Here is a 20,346-nt window from a genome sequence, read left to right as displayed (position 1 = left end):
AGGTAGGTATGGTCCGGAACACAATCACCCCAGTGCAGATCGCCAGGGCATTGCGTGCAGCCAAGGAGCGGCACTGATGTCCAGTCTGGCAGATGCAATCGTTCAGAGTGATCTGGACATCGCCCCGTTGTTGTTACCAGCGCAGGTTTTGCGCAACGACGCACAAGCCATCAAGGCCGCCCATGAGCTGGCGCAAGTCGCCCGCCTGCAAGCCGCCAAACGTGACCGCCAGCGCAAGTTGCCGTGGTCGGAAATCGAACAATTCACCCGCAGCGGATTAGGCAGCATCGCCATCCCGCGCGAGTACGGTGGCCCGCAGGTTTCATTCGTCACACTGGCCGAAGTCTTCGCGATCATTTCTGCGGCGGACCCGGCGCTGGGACAGATCCCGCAGAACCAGTTCGGCATTCTCAATCTGGTGCTGGGCAGTGCCACCGAGGCGCAGAAAAAACAGCTGTTCAAAAGCGTGCTCGAAGGCTGGCGCATTGGCAATGCCGGGCCGGAACGGGGCACCAAAAACACCCTGGAGCTCAAGGCACGCATCACCGCTGACGGTGATGGATTCGTGATCAACGGCCAGAAGTTTTACTCCACTGGCGCCCTGTTCGCCCACTGGGTGGCGGTCAAGGCACTGAACGATGACGGCAAGCAAGTGCTAGCCTTTGTCCGTCGCGGCACGCCGGGACTGCGCATCGTTGATGACTGGTCGGGCTTCGGTCAGCGCACCACCGCCAGCGGCACGATTCTACTCAACAACGTGCGCGTCGATGCCGAGTTGGTGGTGGATAACTGGAAGATCAACGATCAACCAAACACTCAAGGTGCCGTGTCACAGCTGATCCAAGCGGCCATCGACGCCGGCATCGCCCGCGGCGCCATCGACGACGCCATCGAATTCGTGAAAACCCGCGCCCGGCCGTGGATCGACGCCAATGTCGAACGGGCCAGCGATGACCTGTATGTGATCGCTGATATCGGCAAACTGAAAATCGAACTGCACGCCGCCGAAGCGCTGTTGCGCAAGGCCGGGCAAGTACTCGATCAGATCAACGCAGTGCCTCTCACCGCCGAGTCCGCGGCTCGCGCCTCGATTGCCGTGGCCGAGGCCAAAGTGCTGAGCACCGAGATCTCGCTGCTGGCCAGTGAAAAACTCTTCGAATTGGCCGGCAGCCGCGCCACCCTCGCCGAATTCAACCTCGACCGTCACTGGCGCAACGCCCGCGTGCACACGCTGCACGACCCCGTTCGCTGGAAATATCACGCGGTCGGCACTTACCGCTTGAACGGCACGCTCCCGGCTCGTCATTCCTGGATTTAACGACCAGATCTCTGGAGAAACACATGACTTTTTCTCACCACGTCGCGGTCATAACCAGCGATGAGCAAGCCCTGATTGTCGCCAGCGACCTGGCCGAAGACTTCAAGCGTGACAGCGCTCTGCGTGACCGCGAACGCCGTTTGCCGCACCCGGAGCTCGACGTGTTTTCCCGTTCGGGTCTTTGGGGCATCAGCGTGCCCAAGGCGTACGGCGGTGCCGGAGTATCCAACGTCACGCTGGCCAAAGTGATCGCCCTGATCGCCCAGGCTGACGGCTCGCTTGGGCAAATCCCGCAGAACCATTTCTACGCCCTCGAAGTGCTGCGTGTGAACGGCAGCGAAGAGCAGAAAAAACGGCTCTACGCCGAAGTCTTGGCCGGTCAGCGCTTCGGCAATGCCTTGGCTGAACTGGACACCAAAACCGCCCACGACCGGATCACCCGCCTGACCCCTGATTTGCATGGAGAGAGTGCTGGCTACCGCATCAACGGCCGCAAGTTCTACGCCACCGGCGCGATTTACGCGCAACGCATCCCGACTTCGGTGGTGGATGAAAACGGCGTGCAGCAACTGGCGTTCGTGCCTCGCGACAGCAAAGGCCTGACGGTCATCGACGACTGGAGCGGTTTTGGCCAGCGCACCACCGGCAGCGGTTCGGTGGTGTTCGAAGACGTCTACGTCGCCGCCGAAGACGTGATCCCGTTTCAAACCGCCTTCGAGCGTCCGACCCCGGTCGGCCCGTTGGCGCAGATCCTTCATGCCGCCATCGACACCGGCATCGCCCGCGCCGCTTATGAAGATGCGCTGCATTTCGTGCGCACCAAAACCCGGCCGTGGATCGACGCTACGCACGAAAAAGCCACCGACGACCCGCTGACCCTCAAGAGCTTCGGCCACTTGAGCATTCGCCTGCACGCCGCTGAAGCCTTGCTGGAACGCTCCGGCGAATTCCTCGACAAGGCTCAGGCCGAGACCAACGCCGAGACGGTCGCCGCCGCCTCGATTGCCGTCGCCGAAGCCCGTGCCCTGAGCACCGAAATCTCCCTCGCCGCCGGCAGCACGCTGTTTGAACTGGCCGGCAGCCAGGCAACGTTGATCGAACACGGCCTGGATCGCCACTGGCGCAACGCACGGGTGCACACGCTGCATGACCCGGTGCGCTGGAAGTATCACGCCGTCGGCAATTACTACCTTAACGATGAAAACCCTCCGTTGCGAGGCACCATCTGATGGCCGCGAAAAAGAAGATCCTGCTCAACGCGTTCAACATGAACTGCATCGGGCACATCAACCATGGCCTGTGGACGCATCCAAGGGACACCTCCACTCAATACAAGACAATTGAATACTGGACCGAACTGGCGCAGTTGCTGGAGCGCGGGCTGTTCGACGGTTTGTTTATCGCCGACATCGTCGGCGTGTACGACGTCTACCAGAACTCTGTGGATGTGCCGCTCAAAGAATCGATCCAGCTGCCGGTCAACGATCCACTGCTGCTCGTTTCCGCGATGGCCGCGGTCACCAAAAACCTTGGTTTCGGCTTGACCGCCAACCTGACCTACGAACCGCCGTATCTGTTCGCCCGGCGCATGTCGACGCTCGATCATTTGAGCCGTGGTCGGGTCGGCTGGAACATCGTCACCGGCTACCTCGACAGCGCCGCCAAGGCCATGGGCCTGAGTGAACAAGTCGAGCACGACCGGCGTTACGACCAGGCCGATGAATACCTGGAGGTGCTCTACAAACTCTGGGAAGGCAGTTGGGAAAACGGCGCGGTACTCAATGACCCGCAGCAACGGATCTACGCCCAACCCGAGAAAGTGCACAAGGTCGAACACAAGGGCGAGTTCTATCAGGTCGAGGGTTATCACCTCTGCGAACCGTCGCCGCAACGCACGCCGGTGCTGTTCCAGGCCGGCAGTTCGGATCGCGGTTTACTGTTCGCCGGGCGTCATGCCGAATGCGTGTTCATCAGTGGCCAGAACAAACCATCGACCAAGGTTCAGGTGGACAAGGTTCGCGCCAGCGCCGTCGAGGCCGGGCGCAATCCTGAGGACATCAAGGTCTTCATGGGGCTGAACGTGATTGTCGGCGCCACTGAAGAGCTGGCCTGGGCCAAGCATGCCGAGTACCTGAGCTATGCCAGCGCCGAGGCCGGCGTCGCGCATTTTTCGGCGTCGACCGGTATCGATTTTTCCGAATACGAGATCGACGAACCGATCCAGTACGTGAAGAGCAACGCGATCCAGTCAGCCACCAAGAACCTGCAAAACAACGACTGGACCCGGCGCAAATTGCTTGAGCAACACGCCCTCGGTGGCCGCTACATCACCGTCGTCGGTTCGCCTGAGCAAGTGGCTGACGAACTCGAATCATGGATCGCTGAAACCGGGCTCGATGGCTTCAACCTGACACGGATTGTCACGCCGGAAAGCTATGTGGATTTCATTGAGCTGGTGATTCCGGAGTTGCAGCGTCGTGGCTCGTACAAGACGGCTTATGACACGGGCAGCCTGCGGGAAAAGCTGTTTCATGCAGAGGCGCATTTGCCTGAGCAACATACTGGATCAGCGTTTCGACGCTAAAAGCATCGCGAGCAAGCTCGCTCCCACATTGGATCTCGGGTGTTCACACTTCACCCTGTGGGAGCGAGCTTGCTCGCGATGAGGCCCGACCAAACACCACACAACTATGCACTGACTGGAAGCCTCATCATGACCAAGAACTACTTCTCTCACCCAGTCAAAGCACTGGCCCTGGCCCTCGGCCTCTTCAGCTCCGTCACCTTCGCCGCCGACGCGCCGCTGAAAGTGGGCACCACCGCCGCTTTCGCCATCCCGCTGGAAGCCGCCGTCGAAGAAGCCAAGAAACAAGGCCTGCAAGTTGACCTGGTGGAATTCAGCGACTGGATCGCCCCCAACGTCAGCCTTGCGGCCGGCGACATCGACGTGAATTACTTCCAACACGTCCCGTTCCTGGAAAACGCCAAAGCCGCCGCCGGTTTTGACCTGGTGCCGTTCGCCCCCGGGATCATCAACAACGTCGGCCTCTACTCGAAGAAATACAAAAGCTTCGACGAACTGCCAGAAGGTGCCAGCGTCGCCATCGCCAACGACCCGATCAACAGCGGGCGCGGCCTTCAACTGTTGGCCAAGGCGGGCCTGATCACCCTCAAACCGGGTGTCGGCTACAAAGCCACCGAAGAAGACATCATCGCCAACCCGAAGAAAATCAAAATCCTTCAGGTTGAAGCCGTGCAACTGGTGCGCGCCTATGACGACGCCGATCTGGTCCAGGGTTACCCGGCCTACATTCGTCTATCGAAGACCTTCGATGCCGGTTCTGCCCTGCTGTTCGACGGCCTCGATCACAAGGAATACGTCATCCAGTTCGTGATACAGCCGAAGAGCAAAACCGACCCGCGCCTGATCAAGTTCGTTGATATCTACCAGCACTCGCCTGCCGTTCGTGCAGCGCTGGACAAGGCCCACGGCAAGCTCTACCAAGCCGGTTGGGAAAGCTGAGGATGACGGCAGCCACCCAACGGCGACTGGAGATTCCAGAGCCTCATAAAGCTGCACAGACCGAACTGCACCCGGACCTCAATCGCGCCCACGTGCGCTTTATCGGCCTGGGTAAAACCTACAATGGCCAGCAAGGTCCGGTGGCGGCACTGCACGGCATCGACCTGGCGATCCAGCGCGGTGAAGTGTTCGGCATCATCGGCCGCAGTGGCGCCGGCAAGTCGTCGCTGATCCGCACCATCAACCGCCTCGAACAGCCGAGCACCGGTCGGGTGCTGATCGATCAAGTGGACATCGGCGAGTTCGATGAGGATCGCCTGGTGGCGCTGCGCCGACGGATCGGCATGATCTTCCAGCACTTCAATTTGATGTCGGCCAAGACGGTTTGGCAGAACGTCGAGTTGCCGCTGAAAGTCGCCGGCGTGCCCAAGGAAAAACGCGAGCAAAAGGTCCGTGAATTGCTCGAACTGGTCGGGCTGCAAGGCAAGCACAAGGCCTATCCGGCGCAGCTCTCCGGTGGGCAGAAACAACGTGTCGGCATCGCCCGCGCGTTGGTGCACGACCCGGCGATTCTGTTGTGCGACGAAGCCACTTCCGCGCTGGACCCGGAGACCACGCAATCGATCCTCGGCCTGCTGCGCGAGATCAATCAGCGCCTGGGGTTGACCATCGTGTTGATCACTCACGAGATGGCCGTGATTCGCGATATCTGCGACCGCGTCGTGGTGCTGGAACATGGTCGAATCGTCGAGCAAGGGCCGGTCTGGGAGGTCTTCGGCAATCCGCAACATGAGGTCAGCAAGACCTTGCTCGCGCCGTTGCAACATGGCTTGCCGGAAGAACTGCAAAGCCGCTTGCGCCCTCAGCCACAGTCCTCGGACGCCGCCGTGGTGCTGCGCCTGCAGTTCACCGGCAGCGCGAGTGATGAACCGGATCTGGCGGCGCTGTTTTCCGCACTCGGCGGTCGTGTGCGCTTGCTGCAAGGTGGCGTGGAACGGATTCAGGGCCATGCACTGGGGCAACTGCTGCTGGCAGTGACCGGCTCGTCCCACGGCGCAGAGGAACTGCGCCAGCGCGCCAGCGATTGGGCGCAACAGGTGGAGGTGCTCGGTTATGTGGTTTGATCGCTTGCTGCAAGGTTTCATCGACACGTTTTTGATGGTCGGTGTGTCGTCGCTGATTGCGCTGCTGGCGGGCATACCGTTGGCGGTGATCCTGGTCACCAGCTCCAAGGGCGGGATCTATGAAGCACCGGGGCTGAACCGTGCATTGGGCGCGTTCGTGAACCTGTTTCGCTCGATTCCGTTTTTGATCCTGATGGTGGCGCTGATTCCGTTCACCCGACTGATCGTCGGCACCACGTATGGCGTCTGGGCCGCCGTGGTGCCACTGACGATCGCGGCGACGCCATTCTTTGCGCGCATTGCCGAAGTCAGTTTGCGCGAGGTCGATCACGGGTTGATCGAAGCGGCGCAGGCAATGGGTTGCCGGCGCTGGCACATTGTCTGGCATGTGTTGTTGCCAGAGGCACTGCCGGGGATTGTCGGCGGCTTCACTATCACGTTGGTGACGATGATCAACTCGTCGGCCATGGCTGGGGCGATTGGGGCCGGTGGGCTTGGGGACATCGCGTACCGGTATGGTTATCAGCGATTTGATAGCCAGATCATGCTGACGGTGATTGTGCTGCTGGTGGTGTTGGTGGCGGTGATTCAGTTGGGCGGGGATCGCTTGGCGCGGGGGTTGAACAAGCGCTAAGTGGGGTGTCTGCCTTCAGGAGCGGGGAACATTTCCCACAGGAAAATCAGCGCGCCTACAGGCTTGATCCCTTCCACTTGCAGGACATTTCCTAGATCATTCCGCTCGCTTGCGCCTGCCAATTTCGGTGGCTAGTCTCGGTCCGTCACTGCTCATCAGTGATCGGGTTTAGTCGCTCGGAACACACCAGGCGCACAGCGCCACCTCTTGTCAGGTGTTTTATCACCTGAAATTTATGGTGGCTGTGCGCAGGGCACCCTCGGGTGCGCCGGTATTTCCTGGTGACCGGTCGACTAACCTGCGTGCAGCCGCCACCCCTGTTCGTTTAGTCGCGATATCGGTTGGCTCCAACTAATACCAGGAGTTTTACCAATGAAAAGATCCGTCCCCGATCCGCCTCCCGAAACATCCACCCAAGGCAATCCCACCGACGATCCGCCAAGAGACCGTTCTGCCCTTTATCGTGCAATCGATTTCTACCTCACCGGAGAACAGCCATCAGCGCCCGACGAGCTGCGGTTCTACAACGTCAGTGAAGACGTGAGTTTTGAAGACACCCAACTCTATGTTGCGGATCTACTGCGTTGTGCCTCGGTCACCGCGTATCAGTGTGGCGATCACCTCAAAGGGGCGGATCGGGCCATGGTGTTCTCGGTTTGGCATTTGCTGGAGATCGCCAAGGCCATGGTTGATCGATCCATTGATTGTTTGGGGATGAAGCGGGCCTGAGTCTGGCCTGAGTCTTCAGTCGCCAGTGTTACCGCTTTCGCGAGCAAGCTCGCTCCCACATTGGATCTGTACCGTACACAAGATTTGTGTTCGCTGGAGATCAACTGTGGGAGCGGGCTTGCTCGCGAATGGCTGCGAAGCAGACCCATGTGTGATGGCGTATATTCGGCAAATCCCCATTGCCTGCGCAGCCGACCATGAAACAGACACCCGCCGACCTCGAGCAGATCACCTCCACCACCCTGGGCCATTACAACTCGGTGGCCGAAGGTTTTCGCGAAGGGACTCGCGATCATGATGTCAGCCAGAACATCGATGCCCTGCTGCGGAATATTCAGGGCGAGCCGCCATTCGACATTCTCGATTTTGGCTGTGGCCCGGGCCGTGATTTGAAAACGTTCACACGCATGGGCCACACCGCCGTCGGGCTGGATGGTTCAGAGAAGTTTGCGCAAATGGCGCGTGAAGACAGCGGTTGCGAGGTGTGGCAGCAGGACTTTCTGAAACTGGATCTACCGGCTGAGCGCTTCGACGGGATATTTGCCAATGCGGTGCTGTTTCACATCCCGCGCCAGGAATTGCCTCGGGTGTTGAAGGAGTTGCGCGGGGCGTTGAAACCCGGTGGCGTGTTGTTCAGTTCCAATCCGCGTGGCGAGAATCAGGAAGGCTGGAACGGGCCGCGGTATGGGGCGTATCACGACTTGGCGGCATGGCAGCAATTGCTGACCGAAGCCGGGTTTGTCGAGCTGGAACATTACTACCGGCCGGCAGGACTGCCGCGCGAGCAGCAGCCTTGGCTGGCTAGCGTCTGGCGCAAGCCCTAGACATGATCGTTCCCACGCTCTGCGTGGGAATGCCTCAAGGGACGCTCCGCGTCCAGTGACGCGGAGCATCACGGGCTACATTCCCACGCAGAGCGTGGGAACGATCATTAGCGCTCGCTTTACCGCAGCTCTTTCTTCGGTTCGCGGATTTTGTACCAGGCCACATAAAGCGCCGGCAAAAACAGCAGCGTCAGCAAGGTGGCGATGATGATCCCGCCGATCATCGCGTACGCCATCGGCCCCCAGAACACTTCCCGGGCAATCGGGATCATCCCCAGGCTCGCCGCCGCAGCGGTCAACAGGATCGGTCGACGACGATGTTCCGTGGCCTTCGCCACGGCATCCCACGGTAAATAGCCTTCCTTCTCCAGCGCGTCGATCTGAGTCACCAGAATCACCGAGTTGCGGATGATGATGCCGATCAGCGCCAGAATCCCCAGGATCGCCACGAAGCCCATCGGCGTTCCCGTCGGAACCAACGCCAGCACCACGCCGATCAACCCGAGGGGCGCGACACTCGCCACCAGGAACAGCTTCTGCACGCTGTGCAACTGGATCATCAGGAAGGTCGCCATCAGGAACAACATCAACGGCACCACCTTGGCAATCGGCCCTTGAGCCTTGCCGCTTTCCTCTACCGTACCGCCGGTGGCAACCGAGTAACCCACCGGCAAACTGGCGGCGAATTTGTCGATGTCCGGCTTGAGCTGTTTCACCAGGTCGGTCGGCTGTATCTCGTCGCGCATCGCGGCCTTGACCGTGATGGTCGGCTTGCGGTCGCGGCGCCAGACCAGCGGCTGCTCCAGGTCATAGCGCACGGTGGCAAACGCCAGTAGCGGTATGGAGGTGCCGCCCGGTGTCACGATCTGCAAGTTCTGCAGGGTTTCCGGTGTGCCGCGTTCCGCGTCTTCAGCACGGCCCACGACGTTGATCAGGTAGATATCATCATCAACCTGGGTGATCGGCGCCCCGACAACGATGCTGTTCATCAGGTTGGCCACGTCTTCCGACGACAGCCCCAACTGCCGCGCCTTGTCTTGGGCGATGTCGATACGCAGGACTTTGCCCGGCTCGTTCCAGTCGTAAATGATCTCGCCAATGTGCGGGTTTTTGTCCAGTACGGTGGCCAGGGCGATCGCCTGCTTGCGCACCTGATCGATGTCCTTGCCGCTGACCCGGTATTGAATCGGACGGCCGACCGGCGGGCCCATTTCCAGCGCCTGGACGTAGCTGCCGATGCCGACGAAATCTTTGCGCAATCGTTCACGCAAGCGCTGACTGAGCGCGATGCGCGACTCCAGGTCTTTGCTGACGATGACCAGTTGCGCGTAGTACGGGTTCTGCAGTTGCTGGTCGAGCGGCAGGTAGAAACGAATCGCACCCTCGCCGATGTACGTGCTCCAGCGCACGATGTCCGGATCGTCCTTGAGCGTTGCTTCAAGTTTGTCCACCGCCTTGCGGGTTTCGCCGATGGAGGCGTTTTGCGGCAGGTTCAAGTCGACGAGGATTTCCGGGCGGTCCGAGGACGGGAAGAACTGGTTTTGCACGAACTGCATGCAAAATACCGACGCCAGGAACAGCGCAATGGTGATGCCGATGGCCCACCAGCGATTGCGCATCGCCCACAGCATGCCGTAATTGAACGCACGACCGATGCGCCCAGGCTCGGCGTCATGGGGTTTCACATTGGCGCTGAGGATGTGCACGCCGATCACCGGGGCGAACAGCACCGCGACAATCCACGACACCAGCATCGCCACGGCAATCACCGCGAACAGGGTGAAGGTGTACTCACCGGCCGAACTGGCATTGAGGCCAATCGGCACGAAACCGGCGACGGTCACCAGCGTGCCGGTGAGCATCGGGAACGCGGTCGAGGTGTAGGCGAACGTCGCCGCCTGCTCCTTGGTCTCGCCCATTTCCAGGCGCGTGACCATCATCTCCACCGTGATCATCGCATCGTCCACCAGCAAGCCGAGGGCGATGATCAGCGCACCCAGGGAAATCCGTTGCATGGTGATGCCGCTGTATTCCATGAAGACGAATACCATCGCCAGCACCAGCGGGATCGAGCACGCCACCACCAGTCCGGCGCGCACGCCGAGGCTGACGAAACTGACGATCAGCACGATCACTACCGCTTCGAACAACGCACTGGTAAAACCGCCGACGGCTTTTTCCACCACTTCGGCCTGGTCGGACACGGTGTGTACGCCGACGCCCACGGGCAAGTCTGCGGTCAGGTCGGTCATGCGCTGGTGCAATGCCTTGCCGAACACCTGGATGTTACCGCCCTTCTTCATCGCAATGGCGAGGCCGATGGCCGGGTGACCGTTGAAGCGAAACTCCGGTGTCGCCGGGTCAACGTAACCACGGCTGATGTCAGCGATGTCGGCCAAACGGTAGAAGCGATCATTGAGGCGCAAGTTGACGTTGGCCAAGTCCTTCTCGGATTCGAACTGCCCCGAGGTGCGCACCGAAATACGCTCCGGCCCCGCTTCGATCACCCCGGCCGGCGTCACCGCGTTCTGGCCTTGCAGGCTCTGCACCACCTGGCGCTGATCGATGCCCAGCGCCGCCAGTTTGCGGGTGGAGAAATTCAGGTAGAGGACTTCGTCCTGCTCACCAATCATCTCGACCTTGCCCAACCCCGGCACTTCACGAATTTCAGCGCGCACTTGTTCCACGTAATCGCGCAACTGACGCATCGACAAGCCGTCAGCGGTAAAGGCGTACACCGAACCAAACACGTCACCGAACTCGTCGTTGAACCCCGGCCCTTGCAGGCCTTGAGGGAAGTCGCCGCGAATGTCGTTGATCTTCTTGCGCACCTGATACCAGATCTCCGGAATGTCCTTGGCACTGGTGGTGTCGCGCAGGTTGACGAACACTGTGGATTCGCCGGGACGGGTGTAGCTTTTCACGTAGTCGAGAGAGTCGAGTTCTTCGAGTTTTTTCTCGATGCGGTCAGTGACCTGCTTGAGTGTTTCTTCCTGGGTCGCGCCAGGCCAGCGGGTCTGGATCACCATGGTTTTGATGGTGAAGGACGGGTCTTCCTCGCGCCCCAGGTTCATGTAGGAGAACACGCCCATCAACAGCGCGACGAACATCAAATACCAGACAAACGACTGATGCTTGAGGGCCCATTCGGATAAGTTGAAACTCCCTTTCATTGCGGGCTGTCCTCGTCGATTTTCACTTTTTGCCCGGATTTCAGGCTGTTCACACCGGCACTGACGACCCGCTCGCCGGACTTCACACCATCGGCCAGGATCATCGTCGAGTCAGTGCGGCTGATCAGGTTGACGTCACGTGGGGCCACGGTCTGAGCCTGCGCATCGATGACCCAGATGCGGGTTTTGCCATCCACTTCCTGCAGCGCGCTCAAGGGCAGCTCGATCCGCGGTTTGATCGCCGAGCTGAGGGTCACGCTGATCGCGGTGCCCAGGCGAAAGCCCGGTGGTGTTTCAGCCAGGGTCAGGCGGGCGCGACGGGTACGGGTCGCGCTTTGGGCCTGGGGTTCGATTTCGCGAATGGTCGCCGTCGTGGTGATGCTTGGGTCCAGTTGCGCCGCGACCTGGAACACCACGTCAGCCGGTAACTGATCGACCAGGGTATCGGGCAGGTCGATCACGGCTTCCTTGATGTCCGGTTGCGCCAGGGTCACCACTTGTTGGCCTGCGCTGACAACTTGCCCGGCTTCGGCATTCCACGCGGTGACGATAGCTTTGTGGTCGGCGTGCAGTTCGACGTAGTTGAGTTGATCCTTGGCCTGATCGACCGCAGCTTTCGCCTGATCGAGAGAAGCCTGGGTGGTCTTCAAGTCAGTCTGTGCGACGTCGAGTTGCGCCTGGGCGCCCACGCCGCGATCGAACAACTCTTGCTGCCGGCGGGCATTGGCCTGGGCGTTGATAAATTGGGCCTGGACACTGGCCAGATTGCCTTGCGCGGAACGCAGCTGGTTCTGCTGATCGGTAGGGTCGAGGGTAGCGAGCAATGCTCCCCTGTCGACTTCGGCACCGACATCGACCTGACGGCTGGCAATGCGTCCCGGCACACGGAAGCCGACGTTGCTTTCATAACGAGCCTGGATGCTGCCGGCGAAGCGGCCGAGATTTTCTTCGTCCAGCGCCTCGACCTTGATCGACAACACCGGGCGCACAGGTTCCGGCGGGGGTTCTTTTTTCGAGCAGGCGACCAGCATCACCGCGGTGCAGACCAATAACAGGCGCTTCATGGCTGGGCTTCCACGGCTAAATCCTTATAAGTATTTTCGGCGATCTCAACTTTCACGCCGGGGTGCAGCAACTGGCCGCCCGCGATAATGACTTTCTCGCCGCCGTCCAGGCCGGCGCTGATGATCACTTTGCCGGTCAGGTAGCGTCCGACCGTGACGGTGTGCAATTGCGCCTTGCCCTCACCGTCGACCAGCCAGACAGCCGGTTCGCTGATATTTTTGGTCAGCGCCGACCAGGGCAGTTCAACCGCCGCCTTGCCCGGCAACTTGGCCGTGGCGCTGACCACCGAGCCCAGTTGCATGCCTTCGGGCAGGCTGCTCAGGCTGACTTTGACCTGCACCGTGCCGGTCTGGGCCGAGACGGCCGGAGTCACTTCGCGCACGGTGCCGGTGGTTTGGATCGCCGGGTTGTCGAGCAGGCTGACCGCCAGGGTTTTGCCTTCAGGCCGTTCCGTCAGCAGTGACTCGTAGACGTTGAACACCGCGTCGCGCTCGCCATCGCGCGCCAGGCTGAAAATCGGCACCGTCGCCTGCACCACCTGACCGACCTCGGCCTGACGCGCTGTAATCACGCCCGGCGCGTCGGCAATCAGCGCGGTGTAGCTGAGTTGTTCGCGCGCGTTGGCCAGTTGCGCCTGCGCGGCCGTGAGCGCGCTCTGACTGCTGCGCAATGCCGCTTGCGCGGAGTCGTATTCGCTTTGGCTGGTGTAGCCCTTGGGCAGGAGCTTTTGCTGGCGAACGAAGGCGGCGGAGGTCTGTGTGACCCGCGCTTGCTCGGCGACCACCTGAGCCTGGGCTGAGTTGACGTTGGTCTGCAGGTCTTTGGGATCGAGTTTGGCCAGCACTTGTCTGGCCGAAACCCGGTCACCGACATCGACCATGCGCTGCACGATCTTGCCGCCCACGCGGAACGACAGTTCGGTCTGGACGCGGGCTTGAACATCACCGGTGAGTGTCACCGAGGCGGCGTAATCTGCTGCTTTAACCTGTTGGACGAAGACCCTTGGGCGCTCCTTCTCAACGGGCTTTTTATCGCCGCACGCAGTCAGCAAGACCAGAAGGCTCAGGCCAACCACTGTTTTCAATCCGGGACCAGCCATGCAAACTCCTTTGCGTTGTACGGACGTGCCAATGGCGATACGACTGTGAGCTTAGAACAGGGTTCCACGGGCGCACTTGCGATCTTTATACTCCCTCTCGATCGTTCCCATGCTCTCGTGGTAACGATCAGAGACAGGAAGCTCTTATGCTCAAAACCCTCGCGGTGGCCAATTACCGCTCGATCAACAAATTGGTGATTCCGCTGGGCCGGTTGAACCTGATCACCGGCCCCAACGGCAGCGGCAAATCCAACCTCTACCGCGCGTTGCGCCTGCTGGCGGAAACCGCCCAGGGTGGAGTGGTCAATGCCTTGGCGCGCGAGGGTGGGCTGGACTCGACGTTCTGGGCCGGACCGGCAAACATCACCCGGCGCATGCGAAACGGCGAGGTGCCGATCGAAGCGACCGTGCGTCACGGTGCCAAACGCCTGCGCCTGGGCTTTGCCGGTGAAGACTTCGGTTACTCGATCAGCCTCGGGTTACCCGAATCCAATGGCCATTTCATGTTACCCGGACACAGTTCGCCCATTGCGTCGCGTTTCAGCCTCGACCCGCAAATCAAGCGTGAATGCCTTTGGGCCGGAGCATTCTATCGTCCAGCGAGCCTGCTGGTGGATCGCGACGGCCCGATGATTCGCACCCGAGCCAGCCGCAACTGGGAAGTGCAGGCGCAACACACGCCGAATTTCGACAGCCTGTTCGATCAGGTCGGCAGCCTGCGGACCTCGCCGGAGGTTCTGGAGATGCGCGAGTTCATCCGCCGCTGGCGCTTCTACGATCACTTTCGCAGCGACGCCGATGCACCGGTGCGTCAACCACAACTGGGCACCCGCACGCCGGTTTTGCATCACGACGGCAGGGATCTGGCGGCGGCGTTACAGACCATTATCGAAATTGGCGACCCCGAAGCACTGTGGGCCGCCATCAGCGACGCCTTTCCCGGTGCGCGATTGAACATCGCGCCATTGCCGGGCGGACGATTTGCGATTGAGTTTTTTCAGGAAGGATTATTGCGGCCATTGTCCGCGGCCGAGTTGTCAGACGGAACACTGCGATATTTGTTGCTGGTGGCGGCACTGCTGACGCCTCGGCCACCGACGCTGATGGTGCTGAACGAGCCGGAAACCAGTTTGCACCCGGACCTGCTGCCCGCGTTGGCGCGATTGATTATCCGCGTCTCTGAGCAATGCCAGGTGTGGGTCGTGTCGCATGCGCGGCGGCTGATTTCAGCGTTGCAGGAAGATCCCGAATGCAATTGCATTGTGCTGGAGAAAACGTTGGGCCAGACCGGGATTGTCGGGCAGCGGATGCTGGATGAACCCGCCTGGTATTGGCCGGATTGATCAGTGCCTGAAATACCGCATTCGCGGGCAAGCCCGCTCCCGCATTCAGACCGCGTCCGCCGAGACAACTCGGTCTACTGTGGGAGCGAGCTTGCTCGCGATGACGGCCGAGAGAGCACCGCAAAGGTCAGTGCATCACCCCTGCCACTTCCCACCCTCGACAATCACGCTTTCAGGCTTGGTGTCATCGCTCAGCTCTTTGCGCACGTATTGGTCATACAGCTTGAGTAAATACTTCTCTTCGCCCAGCTTCGCCAACTCGGTATTCACCCAGTCACGCAATTCGATATTGCCCTTCTTCACCGCCGGCGCAATCGGTGCTTCAGCACCCAGCGTCTGGGTCAGAACGCGGTAGCCCGGGTTCTGCTTGGCCCAGCTGAACAGCACCAGATTGTCCTGCGCATAGGCATCACCTCGACCATTGGCCAAGGCTTGCAGCGACTCTGAGTTTTTTTCGAACTTCAGCAGCTTCCAGTCCGGGTGGTTCTTGGTCAGCCAGATATCCGCCGTGGTGCCTGTGGTCACGATGGTGGTGCGAGTCGCCAGGTCATCGAGGTTTTTCACCGAACTCGATTGAGGCACCAACGCCTGCACCGCCACCTTGAGGTTCGGGTTGGTGAACTCCACGGCTTCCTTGCGCTCCGGGGTGACCGTCATGTTGGCCAGGATCAGATCGACCTTGTCGCTTTGCAGGAATGGAATCCGGCTGGCAGGTTCCACCGCGACGAATTCGACTTTGTTCTCGTCGCCCAGCAGGTCCTTGGCGAATTGACGGCCAATGTCAGTATCGAACCCCACATAACGCCCGGCCTCATTGACGAACCCGAACGGCGGCTTGTCGGTGAAGACGCCGACGATCAGCTTGTCCCGCGCCTTGATTTTTTCCAGGTAGCTGGCGCTGGTGGTCGCAGCTTTGGCAGGCGCTTCGGTTTTGTTGCAGCCGGCCAGCAACGCGAGGCCGAGCAGCGGGAGTAGCAGCAGTGAAGCCTTGGCAGTTTTCATAGCAGTTCCAGTTCCTTTGTTTGAGTCGTTTTGGGTAGTGCGGCGACGTAGGAGAACTTCTCCAGGAACTGCTGCGCTCGTGCGGTTTGCGGGTTCGTAAAGAAAATCTCGGGAGGGTTTTGTTCGAGGATTCGCCCGGCATCCATGAACACAATCCGGTCAGCCACGGCGCGGGCAAACGCCATTTCGTGGGTGACGATCAGCAGGGTCATGCCCTCGCGGGCCAGACCTTGAATGACTTCCAGCACTTCCTTGACCATTTCCGGGTCGAGGGCGGCGGTGACTTCATCGAAGAGCATGACCTTGGGGTTCATGCACAGCGAACGGACGATGGCGATGCGTTGCTGCTGGCCACCGGAGAGCTGACGCGGGAAGGCGTCGCGCTTATCCAGAAGACCCACGCGCGCCAGCAAGGCTTCAGCCTGATCCCGGGCTTCACGGCGGTCGCGCTTTTGCACTTTGACCGGGCCGAGCAACAGGTTGTCGAGCACGCTCATGTGCGGGAACAGGTGATAACTCTGGAACACCATGCCGATCTGTTGTCTCACTTCGCGCCAGTCAGTGCCCTTGTCCAGCAACTCGCGGCCGGCAAAATTCAAGCTGCCGCTGTGGGCGACTTCAAGACCGTTAAGGCAACGCAACAAGGTGCTTTTACCGCAGCCGCTGGGCCCGAGAATAACGATGACTTCACCCGAATTCACCTTAAGGTCGATGCCATCGAGCACCTGCTGCTCGCCGAAAAACTTGTTGAAACCCTTGAACTCGATCAATGCGCTCATGCTTGCGTCCAGCGCCGCTCCAGCACGCGCGAGGCGGCTGACAGCGGGTAGCAGATGAAAAAGAAAAACAGGAACAGTGCGCCGTAGATCAGCACTGATTCGTAGGTGCGTTCGATGATTTGCTGGCCGACCTTGATCACGTCCACTACACCGATCAGCACGGCCAGGGAGCTGGTCTTGATGATCCGCGTGTAGACGTTGATGGTCGGCGGCGTCATGCGCTTCAGCGCCTGAGGCAGCAGCACGTAGCCGTAGAGTTGCGGACCGTTCAGGCCAATCGACAACCCGGCCTCACGCTGCCCGCGTGGCAACGAATGCAACGCGCCGCGCACCACTTCGCCCACCTCGCTGGCGCCCCACAACGACAGCACCAGCACCGCGCACCAGAAACTCGGAATGCTCAGGCCGAAAAAAATCGGCAGGCCAAAAAACAGCAGGTACAACCACACCAGTACCGGGATCGCCCGGAACAATTCCAGGTAGACCCGCAGGATCGCGTTCAGCCATTTCGAATTCAGCGTGCGCAACACGCCGTAGAGCACACCGCCGACGGTACTGATGGCGATGCTCAGGAAAGAGATCGACAGGGTTTGCGCCGCGCCCTTGCCCAGTTGCGGCAACGACACCCACAGCAACTCAAGACCCGAACTGGCCATGCTGGAGCCTCCTTTCCAGGCGGCTGAGCAGCAGCGACAGCGGCAAAAACAGCAGCACGCAAATCAGCGTCAGCACGGCGAGCATTTCGTAGGTTTTGTAATAGAGCGCGATGTAGCTTTTGGTGGTGTAGAGAATCTCTGGCACCGCCACGGCGGAGACCACCGTGGTTTCCTTGAGCAGGAAAATGAAATTGGCAAACAGCGACGGCAAGCTGAGTATCCCGGCTTGCGGCAGGATCACGTAGCGCAGCAATTGTCCGTGCGAGAGGCCGATGGAGCGACCGGATTCGAGTTGTGCCTGGGGCACGGCGTCCACGCCGGCACGCAGCACCTCAGTGAGGTAAGCCCCACCGAGGAAGGTCATGGTGATGATCGCCGCCGCAAAGCCCGAAACCTTGATACCCAGCGCTGGCAAAGCGAAGTAGACGAAGAACAGTTGAATGAGCAGTGGTGTGTTGCGCGCCAGCTCTACATAGAGCCCGACCAGCCGTTGCAAGTAGGGCGTGCGAAACACCAGGATCGTTGCATTGATCAGAGCCACCAGCAGCGAAGTGCCGATGGCGATAAAGCCGACCTGGAGCGTCACGCCCACGGCGCTGAGAAACGCCGGCAGGGTGCTGAGGATAAAAGCGTAATCGAAGTTCATTGAACATCCTGGACGTCGCAGGGTAAGCGACGGTGGTGCAGTCCATGGGCAGTGGATAACGACCCGGCAGACATCGACTTTAAAGGTATAAAAAGAAGAATTTAAATACCGTTAAAGCATATTGATATCACGCAAAAAACTACCTGCGGATTTGCCGAGGTTGGGGAAGACGACTATTTTCCTTTGCGCTGTAGGAGGGATCTTTTTTTCAAAAAGCCCCTCCAAGGACGCACAGCTTTTGGCCAGACTCCCCCGGCCGAACTATCACAAGGAAGAGAACATGGCAGACGTAAAAGTGCCGCAGCGGCTGGATCCGCAGGAAATCGTGAAGTTGTTGGTGGCGTTACGCCGGGCGTTGAAGGCCAGGGCGGCCTAGGAGATGTGGATCGTTCCCACGCTCTGCGTGGGAATGCAGCCCGTGACGCTCCGCGTCACTGGACGCGGAGCGTCCCTTGAGGCATTCCCACGCAGAGCGTGGGAACGATCACGCCGACGCTATACCAGCCATCGGCGTTCGAAACCTTGAAGGGGTTTACCTCGTGAATCAGAACGCCGGCAGTACCGCGCCGCTGTACTTCTTCTCGATGAAGGCTTTCACTTCCGGGCTGGTCAAGGCTTTGGCCAGTTTCTGGATGGCAACGCTGTCCTTGTTGTCCGGACGGGCCACCAGGAAGTTCACGTAAGGCGAATCGGCACCTTCGATCACCAGCGCATCTTTAGCCGGGTTCAGACCGGCTTCCAGCGCGTAGTTGGTGTTGATCATGTCCAGGTCAACCTGGTCCAGAACGCGCGGCAGCATGGCCGATTCGAGTTCCTTGAACTTGAAGTTGTGCGGGTTCTTGGCGATGTCTTTCGGGGTAGCCAAGGCGTTTTTCGGGTCTTTCAACTCGATCAGGCCAGCCTTCTGCAACAGAATCAGGGCACGGCCGCTGTTGCTGCCTTCGTTCGGGATGGCAATGGTCGCGCCGTCCTTCAGCTCAGCCAGGGTTTTGACTTTCTTGGAGTAGCCACCGAACGGTTCGACGTGGACGCCGATCACGGTCACCAGATTAGTGCCTTTGCCTTCGTTGAAGCTTTTCAGGTACGGCAGGGTCTGGAAGTAGTTGGCGTCCAGACGCTTCTGGTCGACCTGTACGTTCGGCTGAACGTAGTCGGTGAACACTTTGATTTCCAGGTCCACGCCTTCTTTGGCGAGGGTTGGCTTGATCAGTTCCAGAATCTCGGCGTGTGGAATCGGGGTCGCCGCAACCACCAGTTTCTCGCCAGCCTGGGCCAGGCCCGCGGTCAGGGCAGCCGCCAGTGCGGTGAACAACAGAACCTTTTTCATGCAGTGTCCTTATCGAAAATCACGGTCGTCATCGACGACGGCTTGTTTAGTACGAGTGCCAGTGAAGTGCTATCGCTGGCGTGAAGCGGACAATACCGGGATTTTTTATTCCCGAACAATATCTTTTATTCACCTTCATATTCCATTTTGTTCATACAGACCGCTATAGCGTCTGCGTCAGGCTTTCCAGCAAACGCTTGAGTTCGGAACGCTCGGCAGCCGTGCCGTTTTTGATCGCATGGGCCACTTGCTGCTCGATCTGCAGCAACGACACAGGCGCCTCTGGCAGATTCAAATGCTCAGGCAAAATCTCATCGCCGGTGCTGACCAGCAGCGCAAAGTGAATGACGTTTTCCAGCTCCCGGGTGTTGCCCGGCCAACTGTGTCGCTCCAGCACAAGCTGCGCCGCTTCGCTGATCAGCGGCACCGGCAGATCAAGGCGCTGGCTGTAGATGCCGAGGAAATATTCGGACAACGAAAGAATATCGCCGACCCGATCACGCAGCGCCGGCAGTTCGAGTTGTCCTTCGCTGAGGTAGTGATAAAGCCGCTCATGAAATTTTCCGGCGGCCACTGCTTGCGCCAGGTCGATGCTGGTGGCGGCCACCAAGCGCACGTCGACCGGGCTCGGTTGATGAGCGCCAACGCGGGTCACCTCGTGGTTTTCCAGCGCAGCCAGCAACTTGATCTGGATCGGCAACGGCAGGTCGCCGATTTCATCCAGGTACAGGGTTCCACCGTTGGCCGAGCCGAACCAGCCTGCGCGGCTACTGGCCGAACCGGTGTAACTGCCGGCGGCGTAACCGAACAGTTCAGCGTCGGCGTAGGTCGGGCTGATCGCGCCGCAATTCACCGAGACAAATAGCCCGCCTCGATCACTGGCGCGATGAATGTGTCGCGCCAGCAATTCTTTACCACTGCCGGTTTCGCCACGGATCAATACCGAAATCGAGCGCGGTGCCAGTTGCTCCAGTTCCTGGCGCAACTGGCGAGAACGTGGATCGACAAACACCAGGGCCTTGGCGCGGATGCTCAGCGGGCTTTTTTCGGCGTCGGGAAAGGTCAGCAATGGCTGGCCGAAGGTTTCAAAACTCATGGCAGACT

At 59.8% G+C, this 20,346-nt stretch carries 18 protein-coding genes; 9 read left to right on the top strand and 9 right to left on the bottom strand.

The genetic code is table 11. The annotated features are described in order from the left end of the window. The first annotated feature begins 76 nt into the window (after positions 1 to 76). The 8 genes from QRN31_RS17440 to QRN31_RS17405 all read left to right on the top strand — a co-directional run bounded on the left by QRN31_RS17440 (position 77) and on the right by QRN31_RS17405 (position 8,152). Entirely contained in the window at positions 77 to 1,318 is a 1,242-nt protein-coding gene (locus QRN31_RS17440) for an SfnB family sulfur acquisition oxidoreductase (protein ID WP_285433373.1), read from the top strand. 23 nt (positions 1,319 to 1,341) lie between these two features. Continuing rightward, the gene (locus tag QRN31_RS17435) at positions 1,342 to 2,547 is read left to right on the top strand and encodes an SfnB family sulfur acquisition oxidoreductase (protein WP_285433371.1); all 1,206 of its coding nucleotides are present in this window, start codon (positions 1,342 to 1,344) and stop codon (positions 2,545 to 2,547) included. Beyond that, positions 2,544 to 3,902, top strand: coding sequence for an LLM class flavin-dependent oxidoreductase (locus QRN31_RS17430; protein ID WP_285433643.1), 1,359 nt, complete (start codon positions 2,544 to 2,546; stop codon positions 3,900 to 3,902). Before QRN31_RS17435 ends, QRN31_RS17430 begins: the two co-directional genes overlap by 4 nt. Positions 3,903 to 4,031: 129 nt before the next feature. Then, on the top strand, positions 4,032 to 4,841 hold the full coding sequence (locus tag QRN31_RS17425; RefSeq protein WP_285433370.1) for a MetQ/NlpA family ABC transporter substrate-binding protein: 810 nt from the start codon (positions 4,032 to 4,034) through the stop codon (positions 4,839 to 4,841). A 2-nt stretch (positions 4,842 to 4,843) separates the two neighbouring features. After that, complete coding sequence (locus QRN31_RS17420; RefSeq protein WP_285433368.1) at positions 4,844 to 5,965, top strand: methionine ABC transporter ATP-binding protein; 1,122 nt, start codon at positions 4,844 to 4,846, stop codon at positions 5,963 to 5,965. After that, a complete protein-coding gene (locus QRN31_RS17415) occupies positions 5,955 to 6,599 on the top strand; it encodes a methionine ABC transporter permease (protein ID WP_222589306.1) in 645 nt (214 codons plus the stop codon). Before QRN31_RS17420 ends, QRN31_RS17415 begins: the two co-directional genes overlap by 11 nt. A 372-nt stretch (positions 6,600 to 6,971) precedes the next feature. Then, the gene (locus QRN31_RS17410) at positions 6,972 to 7,328 is read left to right on the top strand and encodes a DUF6124 family protein (protein WP_285433366.1); all 357 of its coding nucleotides are present in this window, start codon (positions 6,972 to 6,974) and stop codon (positions 7,326 to 7,328) included. 197 nt (positions 7,329 to 7,525) lie between these two features. After that, complete coding sequence (locus QRN31_RS17405; protein ID WP_285433365.1) at positions 7,526 to 8,152, top strand: class I SAM-dependent methyltransferase; 627 nt, start codon at positions 7,526 to 7,528, stop codon at positions 8,150 to 8,152. Positions 8,153 to 8,271: 119 nt separating this feature from the next. Here QRN31_RS17405 and QRN31_RS17400 read toward each other — a convergent pair whose 3' ends face one another. The 3 genes from QRN31_RS17400 to QRN31_RS17390 are packed head-to-tail and all read right to left on the bottom strand — an operon-like array spanning position 8,272 to position 13,489. Further along, positions 8,272 to 11,325, bottom strand: coding sequence for an efflux RND transporter permease subunit (locus tag QRN31_RS17400; protein WP_285433363.1), 3,054 nt, complete (start codon positions 11,323 to 11,325; stop codon positions 8,272 to 8,274). Further along, positions 11,322 to 12,389, bottom strand: a complete 1,068-nt coding sequence (locus tag QRN31_RS17395) for an efflux RND transporter periplasmic adaptor subunit (protein ID WP_285433362.1) — start codon at positions 12,387 to 12,389, stop codon at positions 11,322 to 11,324. Before QRN31_RS17395 ends, QRN31_RS17400 begins: the two co-directional genes overlap by 4 nt. Beyond that, positions 12,386 to 13,489 (bottom strand): efflux RND transporter periplasmic adaptor subunit, encoded by a 1,104-nt coding sequence (locus QRN31_RS17390; RefSeq protein WP_285433360.1) that lies wholly within the window; start codon positions 13,487 to 13,489, stop codon positions 12,386 to 12,388. The genes QRN31_RS17395 and QRN31_RS17390 overlap by 4 nt, the downstream gene beginning before the upstream one ends. A gap of 146 nt (positions 13,490 to 13,635) precedes the next feature. On the opposite strand from QRN31_RS17390, the gene QRN31_RS17385 reads away from it, so the two are divergent. Then, positions 13,636 to 14,832, top strand: coding sequence for an AAA family ATPase (locus QRN31_RS17385; protein WP_285433359.1), 1,197 nt, complete (start codon positions 13,636 to 13,638; stop codon positions 14,830 to 14,832). A gap of 135 nt (positions 14,833 to 14,967) precedes the next feature. Here the strand turns inward: QRN31_RS17385 and QRN31_RS17380 are convergent, their stop codons facing one another. The 6 genes from QRN31_RS17380 to QRN31_RS17355 form a co-directional block, all read right to left on the bottom strand. Then, entirely contained in the window at positions 14,968 to 15,834 is an 867-nt protein-coding gene (locus QRN31_RS17380; RefSeq protein WP_285433358.1) for a transporter substrate-binding domain-containing protein, read from the bottom strand. Continuing rightward, positions 15,831 to 16,613 (bottom strand): amino acid ABC transporter ATP-binding protein, encoded by a 783-nt coding sequence (locus tag QRN31_RS17375; RefSeq protein ID WP_285433357.1) that lies wholly within the window; start codon positions 16,611 to 16,613, stop codon positions 15,831 to 15,833. The genes QRN31_RS17380 and QRN31_RS17375 overlap by 4 nt, the downstream gene beginning before the upstream one ends. Continuing rightward, positions 16,610 to 17,269 (bottom strand): amino acid ABC transporter permease, encoded by a 660-nt coding sequence (locus tag QRN31_RS17370; RefSeq protein WP_223415282.1) that lies wholly within the window; start codon positions 17,267 to 17,269, stop codon positions 16,610 to 16,612. The genes QRN31_RS17375 and QRN31_RS17370 overlap by 4 nt, the downstream gene beginning before the upstream one ends. Further along, positions 17,250 to 17,915: an amino acid ABC transporter permease gene (locus QRN31_RS17365; RefSeq protein WP_259157409.1), complete on the bottom strand. Its 666-nt coding sequence runs from the start codon at positions 17,913 to 17,915 to the stop codon at positions 17,250 to 17,252. The genes QRN31_RS17370 and QRN31_RS17365 overlap by 20 nt, the downstream gene beginning before the upstream one ends. Before the next feature lie 544 nt (positions 17,916 to 18,459). Further along, the gene (locus QRN31_RS17360) at positions 18,460 to 19,242 is read right to left on the bottom strand and encodes a MetQ/NlpA family ABC transporter substrate-binding protein (RefSeq protein WP_027922262.1); all 783 of its coding nucleotides are present in this window, start codon (positions 19,240 to 19,242) and stop codon (positions 18,460 to 18,462) included. A 163-nt stretch (positions 19,243 to 19,405) separates the two neighbouring features. After that, a complete protein-coding gene (locus QRN31_RS17355; protein WP_285433352.1) occupies positions 19,406 to 20,338 on the bottom strand; it encodes a sigma 54-interacting transcriptional regulator in 933 nt (310 codons plus the stop codon). Between the last annotated feature and the right edge of the window lie 8 nt (positions 20,339 to 20,346).

This window comes from Pseudomonas sp. fls2-241-R2A-110, from assembly GCF_030209165.1.
GTDB lineage: Bacteria > Pseudomonadota > Gammaproteobacteria > Pseudomonadales > Pseudomonadaceae > Aquipseudomonas.
Note: the sequence above shows the minus strand (reverse complement) of the source record. Positions and strands in the feature narration are given on the sequence as shown.

Coding starts and splice junctions, on each gene's coding strand:
- QRN31_RS17360 (WP_027922262.1), bottom strand. CDS start 19,242: ATGAAAAAGGTTCTGTTGTTCACCGCACTGGCGGCTGCCCTGACCGCG.
- QRN31_RS17355 (WP_285433352.1), bottom strand. CDS start 20,338: ATGAGTTTTGAAACCTTCGGCCAGCCATTGCTGACCTTTCCCGACGCC.
- QRN31_RS17400 (WP_285433363.1), bottom strand. CDS start 11,325: ATGAAAGGGAGTTTCAACTTATCCGAATGGGCCCTCAAGCATCAGTCG.
- QRN31_RS17420 (WP_285433368.1), top strand. CDS start 4,844: ATGACGGCAGCCACCCAACGGCGACTGGAGATTCCAGAGCCTCATAAA.
- QRN31_RS17385 (WP_285433359.1), top strand. CDS start 13,636: ATGCTCAAAACCCTCGCGGTGGCCAATTACCGCTCGATCAACAAATTG.
- QRN31_RS17440 (WP_285433373.1), top strand. CDS start 77: ATGTCCAGTCTGGCAGATGCAATCGTTCAGAGTGATCTGGACATCGCC.
- QRN31_RS17425 (WP_285433370.1), top strand. CDS start 4,032: ATGACCAAGAACTACTTCTCTCACCCAGTCAAAGCACTGGCCCTGGCC.
- QRN31_RS17405 (WP_285433365.1), top strand. CDS start 7,526: ATGAAACAGACACCCGCCGACCTCGAGCAGATCACCTCCACCACCCTG.
- QRN31_RS17380 (WP_285433358.1), bottom strand. CDS start 15,834: ATGAAAACTGCCAAGGCTTCACTGCTGCTACTCCCGCTGCTCGGCCTC.
- QRN31_RS17370 (WP_223415282.1), bottom strand. CDS start 17,269: ATGGCCAGTTCGGGTCTTGAGTTGCTGTGGGTGTCGTTGCCGCAACTG.
- QRN31_RS17365 (WP_259157409.1), bottom strand. CDS start 17,915: ATGAACTTCGATTACGCTTTTATCCTCAGCACCCTGCCGGCGTTTCTC.
- QRN31_RS17375 (WP_285433357.1), bottom strand. CDS start 16,613: ATGAGCGCATTGATCGAGTTCAAGGGTTTCAACAAGTTTTTCGGCGAG.
- QRN31_RS17410 (WP_285433366.1), top strand. CDS start 6,972: ATGAAAAGATCCGTCCCCGATCCGCCTCCCGAAACATCCACCCAAGGC.
- QRN31_RS17415 (WP_222589306.1), top strand. CDS start 5,955: ATGTGGTTTGATCGCTTGCTGCAAGGTTTCATCGACACGTTTTTGATG.
- QRN31_RS17390 (WP_285433360.1), bottom strand. CDS start 13,489: ATGGCTGGTCCCGGATTGAAAACAGTGGTTGGCCTGAGCCTTCTGGTC.
- QRN31_RS17435 (WP_285433371.1), top strand. CDS start 1,342: ATGACTTTTTCTCACCACGTCGCGGTCATAACCAGCGATGAGCAAGCC.
- QRN31_RS17395 (WP_285433362.1), bottom strand. CDS start 12,389: ATGAAGCGCCTGTTATTGGTCTGCACCGCGGTGATGCTGGTCGCCTGC.